Origin of the sequence: Paenibacillus thiaminolyticus (genome assembly GCF_003591545.1) — a bacterium.
Lineage (GTDB): Bacteria > Bacillota > Bacilli > Paenibacillales > Paenibacillaceae > Paenibacillus_B > Paenibacillus_B thiaminolyticus_A.
Genome location: NZ_QYZD01000016.1, coordinates 42,699 through 58,246 on the forward strand (window position 1 = coordinate 42,699; position 15,548 = coordinate 58,246).

Genomic DNA, 15,548 nt, shown 5'->3' on the forward strand with positions numbered 1-15,548 from the left:
ATTAGAAACAGAGGAGGAATATCATCATGTCTCAATGGAATATCGATATCTTTCGGGCCATTAATGATCTGGGCAAGCAGTTCGCTTCCCTCAATCCGGCCGCCGTCTTCGTGGCGGAATATATGCTGTATGTGCTCGCCTTAGCCATGCTTGTCTATTGGTTCACCCGCAGCGGCCGGAACCGAATGATGGTCATCCAGGCCGGACTTGCGTTTATTTTGGCGGAAATCATGGGGAAAGCGGCCGGCAAGCTCTACTCCCATCATCAGCCGTTCGCGGAGCTGCCCGAGGTGAATAAGCTGATCGACCATGCTATTGATAACTCTTTTCCGAGCGATCATACGATTCTCTTCTTCTCAGTCTGTGTCTCCTTCTGGCTCGTTCGCAAGAAGGAAGGGTGGATCTGGCTGGCGCTCGCATGCTGCGTAGCCGTCTCCCGGATCTGGGTCGGGGTTCATTATCCTGTGGATATCGCCGCGGGGGCGCTTCTGGGAATAGTGTCCGCCTTGGCCATGTACTGGCTCGTTCCGAAGCTCGGTTTCGTCAAGCGCTTGCTAGATCTGTATGAACGAGCGGAGCGGCGCATCCTGCCGATTAATAACAAATCCGACAGCTTATAATTTGTTCCCGCTCTATTGCAAACATACACGCATCGTTGTCCCGCTATGAATATGCTTTAGTGAGAATGAACATAGAGGTGATGATGATGGCGTTACCGCTTCATCAGAAGTGGCGTAATCAGCCGGTACTTGTCGTTACGAGAGATGGCAGGTATTATATCGGGGAGATCACGGCGGTGAATAAAAGCAAAATCACTCTGCATGGCGCAGTGACGACGAAAAAAACAGTTCGTAATCAGAAGAGTAGAAAAGGGAAACCGGTACAAACCTCAGGCCTTCTCGATATGTTTTTGGGTGCACGGAATAACGGACCAGAGAAAGGAACAGCAGAGGCGGGTCCCGAAAATCGTGCGGCAAGCGCGTTCGATGGCGGGAAATTGCTGCAGGGCATTCAATTGTGCATGGGAATGATTAAGCATGTCATTCCTTTAATGAGGTTATTCGCGTAAGGGATGTAATGAATGGGTGTGAGCAAGTAGAAAAGTCAGCTGACTTCCCGCAAACAAGCGGAAGCCGAGCTGGCTTTTTGATTCTCTGACCCTGCCGCTGTCCGCGCTACAGGATAATAAAAGTGGGATGAGCCGCAGGCAGGAGGTTATTTTCCTCATCTACAGTCCGAATCTCTGTGATAAAATGACATATAATGAGCATTTTTTCATCATGGGGGAGGACATATAGTGCGCAGCCGACAAGTGAAACTACTAGCTAGCGGCAAATATTTGCCCAAACGAAAACTGACATCCGCCGATATGGATCGGCTTCTTGGCGTGCCTGACGGTTGGGTGCAGAAAAAATCCGACGTATTGGTTCGTCATTTCATTGAAGATGAAACGGCTTCTTATATGGGGGCGCAGGCTGCCCGGGGAGCGATGCGCCAGGCCGGGCTTCGTCCAGGCGACATTGATTGCATTGTATGCGCGAGCGGCACGCAGGAACAGCCGATTCCGTGCAATGCGGCCCTGCTGCAAAAAGAGCTGGGACCGGAATGGGCCGGCATCCCGGCTTTTGATATGAATTCGACTTGTCTGAGCTTCCTGGTCGCTCTTGATGTCATATCTTATATGATCGAAGCTTCCCGCTACCGCCGGGTGCTGATCGTCTCGTCGGAAATTGCTTCCACCGGTCTGAATTGGCAGGACAAACAGAGCGCCGCCCTGTTCGGTGACGGGGCCGCCGCAGTGATTGCCACCAAGGCAGAGGAGACGGAATCGTCGCGAATCACGCATGCGGCGATCTCGACTTATGCGGACGGCGCCGAGCTGTCGGAAATTCGCGGCGGCGGCTCAAGGCTGCATGCAGCGGCCTACAATGAGGAAAATCGGGACGATTTTTTGTTCCGGATGGACGGCCAGGCCATTTATCGGATGGCTTCGAAGCTGCTGCCGGAGTTCACGAAGGAGCTTCTGGAGACCGCCGGAGCGCGCATGGCTGACTTCCGGCTTGTCATCCCGCATCAAGGCAGCGCGATGGCGATGAGGCTGCTGCGCCGGAAGCTCGGAATCGCCGAGGAGCAGCTTCTGTACATAACGCCGAATCACGGCAATACGATCGCGGCTTCGATTCCGATGGGCCTGCATGAAGCGGTGACGCAGGGGCGCATTCGGCGCGGGGACCGCATCCTGCTGCTCGGGACGTCAGCGGGCCTGACGCTCGGAGGAATGATTATTGACTATTGAAGCGGATCCCACCAGCGTTCTCATCACCGGAGCGAGGGCGCCGGCGGCGCTGGAGTGGGCCCGCCTGCTTCATGCGGCGGATTGCCGGGTCTATGTCTGCGACAGTCTGCCCGCTTATGTGAGCCGCTACTCGCGCGCGGCAGCCGGCGCGTTCACCGTGCCGGCGCCGAGGTTCGGCGCGGAAGCCTTTGCCGATGCGGTCGCGGAAGCGGTTGCGAAGCATGGCATTGGGCTGATCGTACCGACATGCGAGGAGATTTTTTATTTGGCCCGATATCGCGAACGGCTGGAGCAAGCCGGCGCCGCATTGTTCGCGGACCGTCTGCCGGCTCTGCTGCGGCTTCATCATAAGCTGGACTTTATCCGGACCGCAGCCTCCCACGGCCTCCGCGTCCCGGATACGCGTCTTATCGGGACGCCGGCCGACTTGAGGGAAGCGCTGTCCGCTTGGAATGACCGGGAACGGGTCGTGCTGAAGCCGGCCTATTCCCGGTTCGCTTCCCAGGTGCAGATCGGGAGCCCCCGTCCGGGCCGCGGCTATATTCAAGCGCCCGCGAGCCTGTCGCCCGGGAATCCGTGGGTGCTCCAGCAATATATTGAAGGAGCGCCGATCTGCACCTACAGTATCGTGAGCCACGGACGCGTGGTGGCGCATGCGGCTTATGAGGCCCGCTACCGGGTCGGGCTCGGAGCGGCCGTTCAGTTCGCGGCGCTTGATCACCCGGGCGCGCTCCGCTGGGTTCGCCGCTTCGCAGAGGCCGAACGGCTGACGGGGCAGATTGCATTCGATTTCATTGAGGCGCCCGGCGGGGCGCTGTTCCCGATCGAATGCAATCCGCGGGCGACAAGCGGAATTCATCTGTTCGCTCCGGAGGACGGGATTGCGGAAGCGGCGCTGCGCCATGGGGAGCCGGAGCGCGAACAGGCGCTGATCGCTCCGCCGGGCGGACGCCAAGCGATGTTCGGCCTCGCGATGGCCGCATGTCTGCTGCGCCGCGGGTTGGCGTGGACGGAGCGCAGGGAAGCGCTCCGCGCGCTGTGCCGGAGCCGGGATGTGCTGTTCCGGGCACGCGATCCTTGGCCCGTCCTGGGGCAAGTCCCGGCGATGTTCGCTCTGCTGCGCCTTGGGCGGGAGCATGGCGTGCCGCTAATGGAAGCAAGCACAATCGATCTGGAATGGAATGGTGATACGACATGAAGGCATTGGTAACAGGGGCAACAGGATTTCTCGGCATGTGCCTGGCCCGGCGGCTGCAGCAGATGGGCTGGGATGTCACCGCAGTCGGCCGCGACCGGGGGCGGGGCGCGCTGCTGACGTCCTCCGGCATCCGGTTCCTCCCGTTGGATCTGGTTGACAAGGATGCTGTGCTGCGCGCGGTGGAACGGCAGCAGACGGTGTTCCACTGTGCGGGGCTGTCCACTGTATGGGGGAAGTATGCCGACTTCTATGCGGGCAACGTTACGGCCACCGAGCATCTGCTCGAAGCCGCGCGGCGTCACGGGGCGCAGCGGTTCGTATTCGTCTCGACGCCGAGCGTCTACTTCGATTATACCGATCGCTTTGACGTCGGCGAGGATAGCGAGCTGCCCGCCCGCTTCGTCAATGATTATGCCCGCACCAAATATATGGCGGAAGAGCGGGTGCGCGAAGCGATGAACAGCGGACTGTCCGCGATCATCCTGCGCCCGCGCGCGCTGTTCGGCCCCGGCGACCGGGCGCTGTTCCCGCGCTTGATGAGGGCCAACCGGGAGCGCGGCATTCCGCTCATCGACGGCGGCCGGGCGCTGTTGGACTTGACCTATGTGGACAATGTGGCGGAGGCGCTGGTCTGCTGCGCGAGAGCGCCGGAGTCTGCCTGCGGGCAAGTGTACAACATCAGCAACGGCGAGCCGATCCGGTTCGTCGATGCGGTGAACCGCTTGTTCGCGGAGATGGGGGAGACGCCAAGGTATCGCCATGTGCCGTATCGGACGGCTTTCGGCATGGCCGCGGGAATGGAGGCGATGTACCGGCTGTTCAAGCTGAACGGGGAGCCTCCGCTCACGCGCTATTCGGTCGGTGTCGTCAGCCGCAGCCAGACGCTGGATATCCGCAAGGCGAGACAGCAGCTCGGATACGAGCCGCAAGTCAGCTTGCAGGAAGGGTTCGCGCGCTTTGCGGCATGGTGGAAGAAGGAGAATGCGTCCCGTTAAGCATACGGAGTTGCTGATCAGTTAACTTTTCGGAATAATCAGGATAATAGGACAGGATAGATTGAATAGATTGTATATTAGGATAGATAGGATTGATAGGATAGATTGGCTAGATAAGATTGTTAGGACGGAGTGGAAGCCATGAGCAGCATCAATCGCACCCAAGTTCGGCTTACGTGGCTGATGGCCGGCTGGTGCACACACCCGGAGTGGGTGACGATACGGAACGGTTCGCTGCGCAAGGCCGTCTTCCCGGCCGGGTTCGCCGTCATCGAACACCCTGACAGAGGACTTGTCCTCTTCGACACGGGTTACGCCTCCCGCTTCTTCGCCGCGTCAGCGGAATGGCCTTACCGCTTGTACCGGATGATCACGCCCGTCCGGTTCGAAGACGCCGACGGCGCCGCCGCGCAGGTGAAGGAACGATTCGGGGGGGAGGCGGCCGATGTGGGAACGATCATCGTCTCCCACTTCCATGCCGATCATATCGGGGGATTGAAGGATTTCCCGAACGCCCGCTTCCACTGCTTCCGTTCCGCATACGAGGCAATTCGGGGTAAGCGCGGGTGGTCTGCGCTGCGGGCCGGTTTTTTGCCGGAACTGATGCCGGATGATTTCGAGGCGCGTTCCATTATGATAGCGAATACTGGCGAAGGATCGGGACAGATCAAGCTGCCGGACGGGCTTCCGTTTGCTTACGGCTGCGACCTGTTCGGGGACGGCAGCGTCGTGGGGGTGGACGTGTCGGGGCATGCGCATGGGCAGATGGGGATCTTCGTGACGACGGAGCGCGGGACATTCTTGCTGTGCGCGGACGCCGCCTGGTCCAGCCGGGCCATCCGGGAGCGCCGGCCGCCTCATCCGGCCGCCGGGCTCATAATGACTAGCCGGGCCGATTACCGGGACCGCTTCGAGCGGCTGTGCCGGCTCCATGACGCACGCCCGGATATTCGCATCGTGCCGAGCCATTGCCGAGAGGCAGACCGGCAGGTCAATCAGGAGGGGGATTCATGAGAGCGGCACCGCTCATCGCGTTTGCTTCACGTTATATTCATACGATGCGCATCGGGAAGACTCGCTCCCGGTCTGCGCTGGAGCGGTGGCAGGAGCGGAAAATTATGCGCCATATCGCAACCGTGCGCGCGCGATCCTCTTTTTACCGCGAGCTGTGGGAAGGATGGCCCGACACGGAGTGGAGACAATTTCCGATAATTGAGAAAGCGGAGATGATGGCGCATTTTGATCGGCTGAACACGGTCGGCGTCAAGAAGGAGGAGGCGCTGGAGATCGCGCTGCGGGCGGAGCGCACTCGGGATTTCCGTTCTGCGATCGGATCGGTCACGATCGGGCTGTCGTCGGGAACGAGCGGGAACCGCGGCCTGTTCCTTGTCAGCGAGCGGGAACGTCTCGCCTGGGCGGGAGCCGTCGTGGCGAAGCTGCTGCCGGGAGCGCTGCTGCGCAGCGAACGGATCGCCTTCTTCCTCCGGGCGGACAGCAAGCTGTATCAGAGCGTGCGGCAGGGGCGGCTGCAGTTCGCCTTTTTTGATCTGCTGTCTTCGTATGCAGAGCATATCGAACGGTTGAACGCGCTGCGCCCAACCGTTGTCGTAGGCCCGCCATCCCTGCTGCGGATGCTGGCGGCCTCCAGGCGGGCGGGGGAGCTAGCGATCCGGCCGCGCAAGATCATCTCGGTCGCGGAAGTGCTCGATCCGCTCGACCGCCCCTTCATCGAGGCTGCCTTCGAGCAGCGGCTCCACCAGGTGTACCAATGCACCGAAGGGTTTCTCGCGTCGACCTGCGCTTACGGCACGATTCATGTCAATGAGGATATCGTCCACATTGACAAAGAATACGTTGACGCGGCTCACGGCAAATTTGTTCCGATTGTGACCGACTTCTCCCGTCTTGCGCAGCCCATTATCCGCTATCGGCTGAACGATGTGCTGACGGAGAAAAGGGACCGCTGTCCATGCGGGTCGCCGTTCATGGAGATCGAATCGATCGATGGCCGCTGCGACGATCTGTTCTATGTGCCGGCCGCCGAGGATAGCGGGAAGACGATTCCGCTATTCCCGGACTTCATCTCCCGTGCGATTATCGGGGCATCGGATCGGATTGAGGAATATGAGGCGGTGCAGTTGTCGCCGGAGCGGATGCGCGTCGCTCTGCGTATCGCACCTGCATCGCGTCCGCAGGCAGAGGAAGCTGTACGCGCCATGCTGGACGACCTGTGCCGGAGGACGGGCTGCCAGCCGATGGAGATTGAGTTCGCGTCGTATGCGCATACGGCAGGAGACCGGAAGCTCAGACGGGTGCGGAGGTGCTGGACATGAACACAGACTCCGTTCAGCTCTATGATGCGTCCACGATTTCCGCTCTCGCCTGGCCGGATACCGCGGACGGGCGGTATGCGAAGACCTTCCTGCTGCCGCTGATGGAAGCGAATGTGTCCGCGTATATCCGCAACGCGAACACGAGGCTGATGGCATTAAGCGTGGACGGCATGATTCTGCCTGTCACGGCAGGAGACGGGGAATACGGCGACAATACCTTCGTCTGTTCCCCGTACACCCATTATGTCCGTTATGCGAAGCAGGAGCTCGACAGGCTCCCGAGCCGGCCGCTGCGGGCGTGCCTGTCGGTACTGCTGAACGGAATTGGCGCCGGGCTGCGTGCGGCTCAGTTCGACTCCTGCGTGATGGTCAACAATTGGCTGTTGTCCACCAATCTGTATCCGGCATGGTTCGCGGCAAGCCATATTCGCGACATCGTCCGCTCGCTGAAGCGGCAGTTCCCGCGGCATGCGATCATGCTTCGCTCACTGACTTCTTCTCTGCATGCCCCTCTGCTGGAGGCTTGCCGCCAAGAAGGCGCCTGCCTCGTGCCGAGCCGGCAGGTGTATCTGCTTCATCCCGCCGACCCCACAAGGCAAAACGCGAAGGCGCGCTGGTTGCTGAAGCGGGACTACGCGCTCATCGAACGGCATGGCTATACGATCGATGGACCCGGCCAGATCCGGGAAGCCGATGTGCCCCGCATCGAGGAGCTGTACGGCAAGCTCTATCTGGAGAAGTACTCGCGCTTCAACCCGGACTTTTCCGGCGAATACATTCGCCTTGCGCTGCGGGACGGGATTTTGCAGCTGCATGGCTTGCGCCGAGAGGGCCGCTTGGACGCGGTGCTCGGATTTTTTTGCCGTGACGGGGTGATGACGACGCCGCTATTCGGCTACGATACGGCGCTGCCGCAGGAGCTTGGCTTGTACCGGATGCTGTCGGCGGCTCTTCTGGAGCTGGCGCGGGAGAACGGCCATCTGCTGCACGAAAGCTCGGGAGCCGCGCAGTTCAAGCGGAATCGGGGGGCTCGGGCGGATATCGAGTACAGCGCCGTGTTCTGCGACCATCTCCCGCGAGGCACGCAGATCGCGTGGCGTTCGCTTGCGGGCCTGCTGACGCGCGTCGGCATTCCGGTGCTGCGCAAATATAAGCTGTAGGGAAGGGGAGAGAGAATGGATAGGAATACGCGCGCCGCAGATGAAGCGGCAGAACGCCCGGTGGCCTTCGTCACGGGCGCTTCGAGCGGGTTCGGCATGCTGGCGTCCGTGAAGCTGGCGGAACAGGGTTACCGGGTTATCGCGACGATGCGGGCCACGTCCCGGCCGGAGGCTTTGACAAGGCTGGCGGCTGCGCGCGGCGTGGAGTCCCGTTTGGAAGTGTGCCGAGTCGATGTCACGGATGCGGCTTCCATCGAAGCGGCCGTGGCGCATGCGAGCGGGACCTATGGCCGGATCGACCTGCTCGTCAACAATGCGGGCTATGCGCAGGGCGGCTTTGTGGAGGAAGTGACGATGGAGCAATGGCGCGCGCAATTCGAGACGAACGTGTTCGGCGCCATTGCCGCCGCCAAGGCGGTGCTGCCCCATATGCGGGAGCAAGGACGCGGCACGATCATCAATATCGGGAGCATCAGCGGACGGATCGCGTTCCCCGGGTACGCGCCGTATGCCGCGGCCAAGTTCGCTATCGAAGGCTTCAGCGAATCGCTCCGTCTGGAAATGAAGCCATATGGCGTCGATGTGGTGCTGATCGAGCCTGGCTCGTATCCGACGAACATCTGGGAGAAAGGGTTCGCGTCGATTACGATAGACGATGCTTCGCCATACCGGAACCGTCTTGAGAGCATTCTGCGCTTCTCCCGGCAAAGCGCCTCCTCCAAGGCCGATCCATGGGAAGTCGCCAATCTGATCGCACGTATCGCGGCCGACAAGCGGCCGCGCCTTCGCTACCCGATTGGGAGCGGGGTGCGCCTGCTCCTCACCGCGAAGACGCTTCTGCCATGGACGCTCATTGAGAAGCTGGTCGTGCGTCTCCTACGCTGATCGGCCGTGCGGCAGGAGGCGAACAGGGCTCCCGGCCAAAAAATGCGCCGCTCTGTGCAACTTTCCGTGTATGTTTTCCGTCTGAGATTGTGAGTAAAGGGTCAACCATTTGCGCAATTGGATTCCATCCTGTGACCTGCACTCCAGAGAGGATGACATCGAATGAACAAAGCTATCGCCGCATCTATCGCTCTTGCGATCGCCCTGGCGGCTGCACAGCCTTTTGCCGCGCCGGTGAACGCGATGAATGAACAAGGGACGGCAGTGCCCGTGGAGCAAGAACGTGATTTTTATGATAAGTATATGAAGCAGTTTGTCCATAACGAGAACGGAGAGATCATTGGCACGACCCGCGAGACGAGCCTCAACACGGACTGGCTGCATAACGTCTCCGCGCGGAACAGCCTGACCGTTGACGGCCAGAGCGTCGATGCCGACATTGTGCTGGACGGGACCTATCTTCTCATACCGCTGCGGCCGGTCATGGAGGGCATCGGATACGAGCTGACATGGAACGCCAAGAACAAGTCGGCCGAAGCCGTAAAGGGCCCCATATGGACGAGCGTGGAGTTGAACAAGGACCACTATCCATACGCGAAGATGCCGATCCAGCTTGGCAAAGCGCCGATGCTCAAGGACAAGATGATGTATGTGCCGCTGCAGTTCGCCTCCGAGGTGCTGAAGGCAGACGTGAGCTTGAACGAGCAGGGCGATATCACGATACAGAGCCGGCCGGAGCAGATCCCGCAAGATTCCTTCGGGGGCATGCATTGGGTGATCGTCGTCAATGGCGAGAGCATCGGCGTCCCGACTGAGGACGTATTCACGACGGAAGATGACGTGATGGTGCCGGCGGAAGCGATTGGGAAGGCGCTTGGCTATACAGTCGAGTATAACAAGGATACGGGTGCGTACGAATTCGTGCGCGGCGCGAAGTGGATTGCGCTCAAGGAAGGCGGGACGGCGGCAGCGGTCGGCAACATGAACGTCGAACTGAACACGGCCCCGATCATCAAGGACGGCAAGCTGTATTTTCCGTTCGGCTCGCTTGCGGATGTATTCGGCGTGAAGGCGCGCATCGATCCGACCGGCGTCATTGGAATCCAGGAAGAGTTATCCTCATAGACAACAAGAGATAGACACACATACCAAGAAGATATGAAAAAGGAAAAGACATGCTTCGGAGATCACCGGGACCCCGGGAGAGCTCGAGGCGTGTCTTTTATATATCTCACATAAGAAACACAGAAAGAAGCAAAAAGCGACACCATTGTGTCGCTTTTTGTTCTCCCGTCGCCACCTGCCCTTACGCGCCCTGCTCCTTGGCGGGCGCCGCAGGCTTCGCCGGCGCGAACCGCCGGCCCGACAAACTGGTCGCCACCATGCCGATAATGACGATGATCATGCCCGCCATGGACCAGCCCTCCGGGAAAGAGCCGTTCAGCAGCAGCACTTCGCCCAGTACGGTAAAGACCATCGTGCCGGATTGGGTCGATTCGACCGCGGCCAACAGCATCGTGTTATGCTTCGCCATGTCAGTGGCGAGGAAGAACAGCAGGCTGGCGATAACGCCTGAGCAGACGGCGAGCAGCAGCGCCTGGAGCAGCTGCGGGCTTGTGGGCCAGCCGACGGTTGCTGTCCCGTACAGGCCGAGCAGGAGCGCGATCGGCAGACTGCTGAGCGCCATGCCCAGGGTGCGCTGGAAGGTGTCCAGCCTGCCGTGGCACAGCTCCATCATTTTGCGGTTGCCGAGCGGATAGAGGAAGGCGGCGACGAGCACCGGTATGAATCCCGCCAGCAGATCGGTCATCGTAATCTGCCCCGCTTCGGTTACTTGCATGAGGATGACCCCGATTAATATAATGACAGATATACGCAAGCTTCGATAGGGAATGGCTTGCCGCACTCTGTGCGGCCCGTCCGGCGCAGGCACGGTGACGAAAAAGAGCGGCGACAGCAAGGCACCTGCCAATATCGTAATCTGCCACGTTCCGGAAGTAAGCCAGGACGGGGCGTAGACAGCCGCGAAGCTGAGCAGCGAGTAAAAGCCGATGCCGCCGAGGATGCCCCAGAGCAGCCAATGCAGCGGATGCTTGCGCATCTCGCGGAAGAGGCCGGCCAGATTGCCGCGGAAGGCGACGATGGCGATCAGAAAGGGAAGCGCCAGCAGAAAACGGAGCGACGCGGTCCATGCCCAACTCGTGCCTGACAGATTCATGGCCCGATTGATGATAAAGGTCGCCGAGAAGAATAACGACGATAATATGCCAACGATGATGGCTCTCATTTGTCTCACCTCATTGATAATCATTTTCAATCGTATATAGTAAGGAATAATATACTATAAATAAATAAAAGTAAACTATAATATTATAATGAATCTTTGGTAAAGGTGTGGTGCGGTATGAAGCCTGTTCATGAAGAGGAGACGAAGATGCTGATGCAGTCAGTCGGCGGCAACCTCCGCAGGCTGCGGAAGGAGCGAAAGCTGAGTCTGGAGGAGCTTGCGGCGCTAACCGGGGTAAGCAAATTGACGCTCGGCAATATCGAGCGCGGGGACACGAATCCGACGATCGGGATGATGTGGAAAATTTCGAAGCAGCTGGAGGTTTCTTTAATGGCCTTGTTGAAGCCGGGACATGCGGTGGCGCTCTCCCGTGCCGGCGAAGGGCCGAGATATGACAGCGACCATCCGGGCTGGACGCTTGAACCGATGTTCAGCGATGTCCGCGAGAAGCTGGAGATGCACCGCGCGTATGTACAGCCGCATACCGTCTATATCCCGGAGAACCATCATGCTGGCACAATGGAGATCGTGACGGTGATGGCAGGGTCGATCGAATTAACGATCGGGGAGAAGACGTACTCGTTAAATAGATTTGATTCCATCCAATTCTCGGCGATGGAATCCCACCGCTATCACAATGCCGGCGAGGAAGAAGCGGTATTGCATTTAACGGTGTGTTACCCTTGAACACGCGCGTGGCGCGTTTTTGTGTGATGGGGAAGAGCAGAGGCGAAAACAACAGTCTATGGGGAAATGCCTGCCGGGAGCACGGCGTACACCCAAAACGAAAAAAAGAAACCGTTTTTAGCGACATTCCGGTTCAACTGGGCATTCACATATACACTTCACCCATGACAGTAATACAATGTAGCAAAACCAAGAGGAGGTTTATCATGGCGAGTGTAATAGCGAGTGCACGGTTCAGAAGATTATGTAATCAGTTTGCCAGAATATTAGGAGGGACTCATGAGATCGACCCGGGGCCTGTCTGTTTTGTCAGCCGTTTAAGAAATTTCAGAGCGACCATTCTCGGAAGACGTACGACTTCACCTTTGGTTCGTGCTCAGCTCTTCTCCTTCGAATCGCTGGATCGATCCGGACGCGCTCTTTGCCTAGGGGAAACAGCTGTATTCCAGAATCAGGCCAACCGGTTAATTCGTAATCTTCAACGGAACGGAATTAAGGTAACGGCACTCCACAACCACTGGTTAAATGAAAGCCCCCGTTTGATGTACATCCACTGGGAGTCGATTGACAATCCTATTGATTTTGCCAGAAAAACGAAGCGGTCGATTGCTTTCTTGGGCTAAGCTCAACGTAAGGCCATTCCTCGGAAGACGCCGTCTTTCTCCATGCACCGCTGGGTCCGGATTCATGCGGAGCTTGGAGAAGACGGCTCTCCTTCCCGATCGTTATTCTTCTTCCCACTCCATTTCTTGAGAAAGCCGTGCTTTTCGGCCCAACCCTTTGCGGGTCAATTGTCGCGCAATAGTGTACCCAATAAGATATGCGGTTGCTGACGTATTGCCGTCTACCGTAATTGGAATGATCGAAGCGTCAGCAACGATTAAGTCTTTTATTCCGTGAACGCTGCCTGTGCGATCAACGACGCCGCCTTTTCGTAATGGAGCCATTCGAAGTGAACCTTGTTGATGATGATTGTGATCGAAATTGTCTCTAATAAAGGCCTCAAGCTGTTCAGCATTGTCCAGCGTAGCTGGATCGGGCGAAATCAGCTGGTAGGAGGGATCAATTCGCGACAGTTCCGAAGCGATACTTCTAATATATATTTAATAAATGTTGTTAACGGACTCCATGTCATCCGGGTTGGCGAGGAAACCTTCATCAGCCAACACGATGGTCGGCGGGTCTTTATTTTGGATCGTGATCGATCCGCGGCTTTTCGGACGTAAACAGAGGATTGCAATACTTAACATGTCGCCGGAACCGATACCGATCAGTTGAACCGCGTGGCGATGCGGATCTGCGCCCGTTGGATCAGGCAAAAAGGCTCCGCCGGTATACAGGGCATCGGGATCACTCGCAGGCAATGCGCGATCATTGTGATTCGTGGAGAACACGGCAAAATTTAACGTGTGATTCCGTAAGCGCAGCCCTACGTTGGGATTGTTGAAAATAACGGGGATACTGGCTTCCTTTAGCTCAGTGGCTGGTCCGATGCCGGATAATAGTAAAAGCTGAGCGCTGTTAATGCCAGCGGAAATAATGACCTTTTTGCGTGAGTATGCGCGAACGCATTTGCCTTCTTGCAGATACTCCACTCCAATCGCCCGCTTACGGGCAAAGAGGATGCGGAGCGCGGTTGTCTTATAACGTATTGTCAGCTTGCGCCCGCGAACGCCCCGGCCGGCCGGCGTTACTACATCAGAAGAGAGGAATGCCATCGAAGCGCTTTCCCGTTGACCATTCGGCTTTTGGAACAATTGCCAGCGCGTGAATGGACCCAAGGGAGTAGTGGGATCATTGTAATCGATAATTCTTGGAAATCCCGTCGCCCTTTCCATTAATATTACTTTGCGCTGTCCAATGTGCCTATTTTGACCATTCGCTCAAGAATGTATGGCTGGAGCGCTTATCGGATGCAGGATTATTACGAATATTGGAGAATTAGATAACATCCGTTAGAAGATGCCATAATATAGCAAATAATTAATAGCATTAATTATCTCTATGAAAGGGTATAGGAGAAGGGAAGATGCGTGAGGCCGGATTTGGCGATAGCTTCGGGACATGGAACGAGGTCCAGCACCGGATATCGCAGGTAACGTCTACCTTGTCTTATGACAGGGCTGGCGTTGGCAGGAGCGAAGCGGCGCCCGTACCGCGGACTTGCCTGGATCTGGCCGAGGAACTGTCCGCGTTGCTGGTGGCGATTGATATGGAACCGCCCTATCTGATGGTGGGTCATTCTTTTGGGGGCTTGGTCGCCCGATTGTATGCCAGCCTATATCCGCAGTCCATATGCGGCATCGTCTTGGTGGATGCTGCGCCCGAATTTAAGGAGCTAGCCTATGAAAAGGTGTTGCCCGAGCATCTGATAGCCGGCAACCGAGAATATTACGAAAATCCAATGGTGAACCGGGAGAAGATCGATAAGGTCGAGAGTTACCGCCAGGTCGCCGAGCATGCCCGGACAAGCAGCATTCCTCTCGCCATTATTACAAGGGGCTTACCGGATGACAGCGGGGAGGAATGGCCAGCTCAAGCCATATTGGCCGTGGAGCAGAAGCTGCAAGCCGAATTCATGCGATGGTCCGCGTCTAGCAAGCAGCGAATAGCCTGCTGCAGCGGGCATGATATTCATCATGATGAGCCGGATGTTGTCATTGAAGAGATCTTAATTATGTTACAGGGGATGGGGAAGTGAGCGAGCAACGGATGATTTATGTGAATGAAGGAGGCTGGGCTCACAGCGCCGCCCACGCGGCGGATGCTTTGACGGAACTGGTGCAGTGTCCGGAATGCGATGCAGAGGGCCGGCTTCGCCCAGGTGAACAGCAAAAACATGGTGCGCTCCCTTTATTACAGAAGAAAGCTGGAATGCAGGAATGGTCTTGCGCCTGTGCTTGTTGCCGCCGAATCACAATTGAACTCGTTTGCCTCCACCGTCCAATAAGGGCGGTGTTTTTTGATCGCGAAGCTGCTGATCCTGTATCGCGCTCACGTATAACGCTCACGAAGCAATACTGAAAATTACCATGGTTGAATATGACTTTCCGCCGGATGATTACCGCCCTGCCTCGATAAAATAAATGTATCTTCAGTAAAGGGGAACCGCTCATGTGGATAAAATCGTTTGTCTTATCCATCTGGAATATCATTGATCCGATCTATTATGCGTGCACCCGGCTGAAATGCATTGTGCAGCAAGACGGGAAGCGGAGCGCATTTCGAGTCAGGCTTACGTCCTTCCGCGGCAAGAGGGTGCTCCTCTCCGATGGAACCCTGATCACAAGGGGCGATACCTTGTTAAAGATTCATTTGCATAATGTCCTGCTGTTGAACAAGATGCTGTTGATCAAGGGCGAGCTTCGAAAGGGAAAATTTTTGTACCGTCTCATTGAAAAATCGCTGCCTGACCTTGCCGAATATGTGGGGAACCATCCCAAAACAGAGGATATTAAAGGAATTATCGGGATAACGATGTTAAACCGGGGAGCAAGCGGATTAGGATTTGAGACGATACCGATCAACAGCGCCGTCTATAAAGGGCTCAAATACGTAACCATGACGCCGATCTACTTCTTTTCCGCGAGCGATCCCGTCAAGCATATCAAAAAACAAACGCCAGCTTATTTATTCATGTCTAAACATGCATTGCTGGAAAGATACGGGGCACCCAAAACGTAATCTTGCTTCGTAATGGAAAAAGA

General features: G+C 57.2%; 16 protein-coding genes and 1 pseudogene. 15 read left to right on the plus strand and 2 right to left on the minus strand.

All coding sequences use genetic code 11. From position 1 onward, the window contains the following. The first annotated feature begins 20 nt into the window (after positions 1–20). The 10 genes from DQX05_RS17375 to DQX05_RS17420 all read left to right on the plus strand — a co-directional run bounded on the left by DQX05_RS17375 (position 21) and on the right by DQX05_RS17420 (position 9,992). On the plus strand, positions 21–620 hold the full coding sequence (locus DQX05_RS17375; RefSeq protein ID WP_119794794.1) for an undecaprenyl-diphosphatase: 600 nt from the start codon (positions 21–23) through the stop codon (positions 618–620). Positions 621–697: 77 nt separating this feature from the next. Continuing rightward, on the plus strand, positions 698–1,069 hold the full coding sequence (locus DQX05_RS17380; RefSeq protein WP_220483193.1) for a hypothetical protein: 372 nt from the start codon (positions 698–700) through the stop codon (positions 1,067–1,069). 228 nt (positions 1,070–1,297) lie between these two features. Further along, on the plus strand, positions 1,298–2,296 hold the full coding sequence (locus DQX05_RS17385; RefSeq protein WP_119794796.1) for a beta-ketoacyl-ACP synthase III: 999 nt from the start codon (positions 1,298–1,300) through the stop codon (positions 2,294–2,296). After that, positions 2,286–3,494, plus strand: a complete 1,209-nt coding sequence (locus DQX05_RS17390) for an ATP-grasp domain-containing protein (protein WP_119794797.1) — start codon at positions 2,286–2,288, stop codon at positions 3,492–3,494. The genes DQX05_RS17385 and DQX05_RS17390 overlap by 11 nt, the downstream gene beginning before the upstream one ends. After that, complete coding sequence (locus DQX05_RS17395) at positions 3,491–4,489, plus strand: NAD-dependent epimerase/dehydratase family protein (protein WP_119794798.1); 999 nt, start codon at positions 3,491–3,493, stop codon at positions 4,487–4,489. The genes DQX05_RS17390 and DQX05_RS17395 overlap by 4 nt, the downstream gene beginning before the upstream one ends. 141 nt (positions 4,490–4,630) lie before the next feature. Then, positions 4,631–5,503 (plus strand): MBL fold metallo-hydrolase, encoded by an 873-nt coding sequence (locus DQX05_RS17400; RefSeq protein WP_119794799.1) that lies wholly within the window; start codon positions 4,631–4,633, stop codon positions 5,501–5,503. Beyond that, positions 5,500–6,822, plus strand: coding sequence for a F390 synthetase-related protein (locus DQX05_RS17405; RefSeq protein WP_119794800.1), 1,323 nt, complete (start codon positions 5,500–5,502; stop codon positions 6,820–6,822). The genes DQX05_RS17400 and DQX05_RS17405 overlap by 4 nt, the downstream gene beginning before the upstream one ends. Next, positions 6,819–7,982, plus strand: coding sequence for a GNAT family N-acetyltransferase (locus DQX05_RS17410; protein WP_119794801.1), 1,164 nt, complete (start codon positions 6,819–6,821; stop codon positions 7,980–7,982). Before DQX05_RS17405 ends, DQX05_RS17410 begins: the two co-directional genes overlap by 4 nt. Before the next feature lie 15 nt (positions 7,983–7,997). Continuing rightward, a complete protein-coding gene (locus DQX05_RS17415) occupies positions 7,998–8,867 on the plus strand; it encodes an SDR family oxidoreductase (RefSeq protein ID WP_119794802.1) in 870 nt (289 codons plus the stop codon). 162 nt (positions 8,868–9,029) lie between these two features. After that, positions 9,030–9,992 carry a stalk domain-containing protein gene (locus DQX05_RS17420; protein WP_119794803.1) on the plus strand — a complete coding sequence of 321 codons (963 nt, stop codon included), beginning with the start codon at positions 9,030–9,032 and terminating at the stop codon, positions 9,990–9,992. A gap of 181 nt (positions 9,993–10,173) precedes the next feature. On the opposite strand, the gene DQX05_RS17425 is transcribed toward DQX05_RS17420, so the two are convergent. Beyond that, positions 10,174–11,154, minus strand: a complete 981-nt coding sequence (locus DQX05_RS17425) for a DMT family transporter (protein WP_119794804.1) — start codon at positions 11,152–11,154, stop codon at positions 10,174–10,176. A gap of 117 nt (positions 11,155–11,271) precedes the next feature. On the opposite strand from DQX05_RS17425, the gene DQX05_RS17430 reads away from it, so the two are divergent. After that, complete coding sequence (locus DQX05_RS17430) at positions 11,272–11,841, plus strand: helix-turn-helix domain-containing protein (RefSeq protein WP_119794805.1); 570 nt, start codon at positions 11,272–11,274, stop codon at positions 11,839–11,841. Between the two features lie 206 nt (positions 11,842–12,047). After that, a complete protein-coding gene (locus DQX05_RS17435; protein ID WP_119794806.1) occupies positions 12,048–12,464 on the plus strand; it encodes a DUF1259 domain-containing protein in 417 nt (138 codons plus the stop codon). Positions 12,465–12,566: 102 nt separating this feature from the next. On the opposite strand, the pseudogene DQX05_RS17440 reads toward DQX05_RS17435, so the two are convergent. Beyond that, a pseudogene (locus DQX05_RS17440) lies at positions 12,567–13,679 on the minus strand (GMC oxidoreductase); the annotation flags it as partial. Positions 13,680–13,870: 191 nt separating this feature from the next. Between DQX05_RS17440 and DQX05_RS17445 the strand changes: the two are divergent. From DQX05_RS17445 to DQX05_RS17455, 3 genes are all read left to right on the plus strand, one after another. Beyond that, positions 13,871–14,542, plus strand: a complete 672-nt coding sequence (locus tag DQX05_RS17445) for an alpha/beta fold hydrolase (RefSeq protein WP_119794807.1) — start codon at positions 13,871–13,873, stop codon at positions 14,540–14,542. Then, positions 14,539–14,865: a DUF2785 domain-containing protein gene (locus DQX05_RS32225; RefSeq protein ID WP_259392077.1), complete on the plus strand. Its 327-nt coding sequence runs from the start codon at positions 14,539–14,541 to the stop codon at positions 14,863–14,865. The genes DQX05_RS17445 and DQX05_RS32225 overlap by 4 nt, the downstream gene beginning before the upstream one ends. Positions 14,866–14,955: 90 nt before the next feature. Next, positions 14,956–15,525: a YkoP family protein gene (locus tag DQX05_RS17455; protein WP_259392078.1), complete on the plus strand. Its 570-nt coding sequence runs from the start codon at positions 14,956–14,958 to the stop codon at positions 15,523–15,525. Positions 15,526–15,548 lie beyond the last annotated feature (23 nt).

Bases quoted from the DNA above. Each gene is read 5' to 3' on its own strand.
- DQX05_RS17395 (WP_119794798.1), top strand. From the start codon at position 3,491: ATGAAGGCATTGGTAACAGGGGCAACAGGATTTCTCGGCATGTGCCTG.
- DQX05_RS17400 (WP_119794799.1), top strand. From the start codon at position 4,631: ATGAGCAGCATCAATCGCACCCAAGTTCGGCTTACGTGGCTGATGGCC.
- DQX05_RS17405 (WP_119794800.1), top strand. From the start codon at position 5,500: ATGAGAGCGGCACCGCTCATCGCGTTTGCTTCACGTTATATTCATACG.
- DQX05_RS17410 (WP_119794801.1), top strand. From the start codon at position 6,819: ATGAACACAGACTCCGTTCAGCTCTATGATGCGTCCACGATTTCCGCT.
- DQX05_RS17415 (WP_119794802.1), top strand. From the start codon at position 7,998: ATGGATAGGAATACGCGCGCCGCAGATGAAGCGGCAGAACGCCCGGTG.
- DQX05_RS17420 (WP_119794803.1), top strand. From the start codon at position 9,030: ATGAACAAAGCTATCGCCGCATCTATCGCTCTTGCGATCGCCCTGGCG.
- DQX05_RS17425 (WP_119794804.1), bottom strand. From the start codon at position 11,154: ATGAGAGCCATCATCGTTGGCATATTATCGTCGTTATTCTTCTCGGCG.
- DQX05_RS17430 (WP_119794805.1), top strand. From the start codon at position 11,272: ATGAAGCCTGTTCATGAAGAGGAGACGAAGATGCTGATGCAGTCAGTC.
- DQX05_RS17435 (WP_119794806.1), top strand. From the start codon at position 12,048: ATGGCGAGTGTAATAGCGAGTGCACGGTTCAGAAGATTATGTAATCAG.
- DQX05_RS17445 (WP_119794807.1), top strand. From the start codon at position 13,871: ATGCGTGAGGCCGGATTTGGCGATAGCTTCGGGACATGGAACGAGGTC.
- DQX05_RS17455 (WP_259392078.1), top strand. From the start codon at position 14,956: ATGTGGATAAAATCGTTTGTCTTATCCATCTGGAATATCATTGATCCG.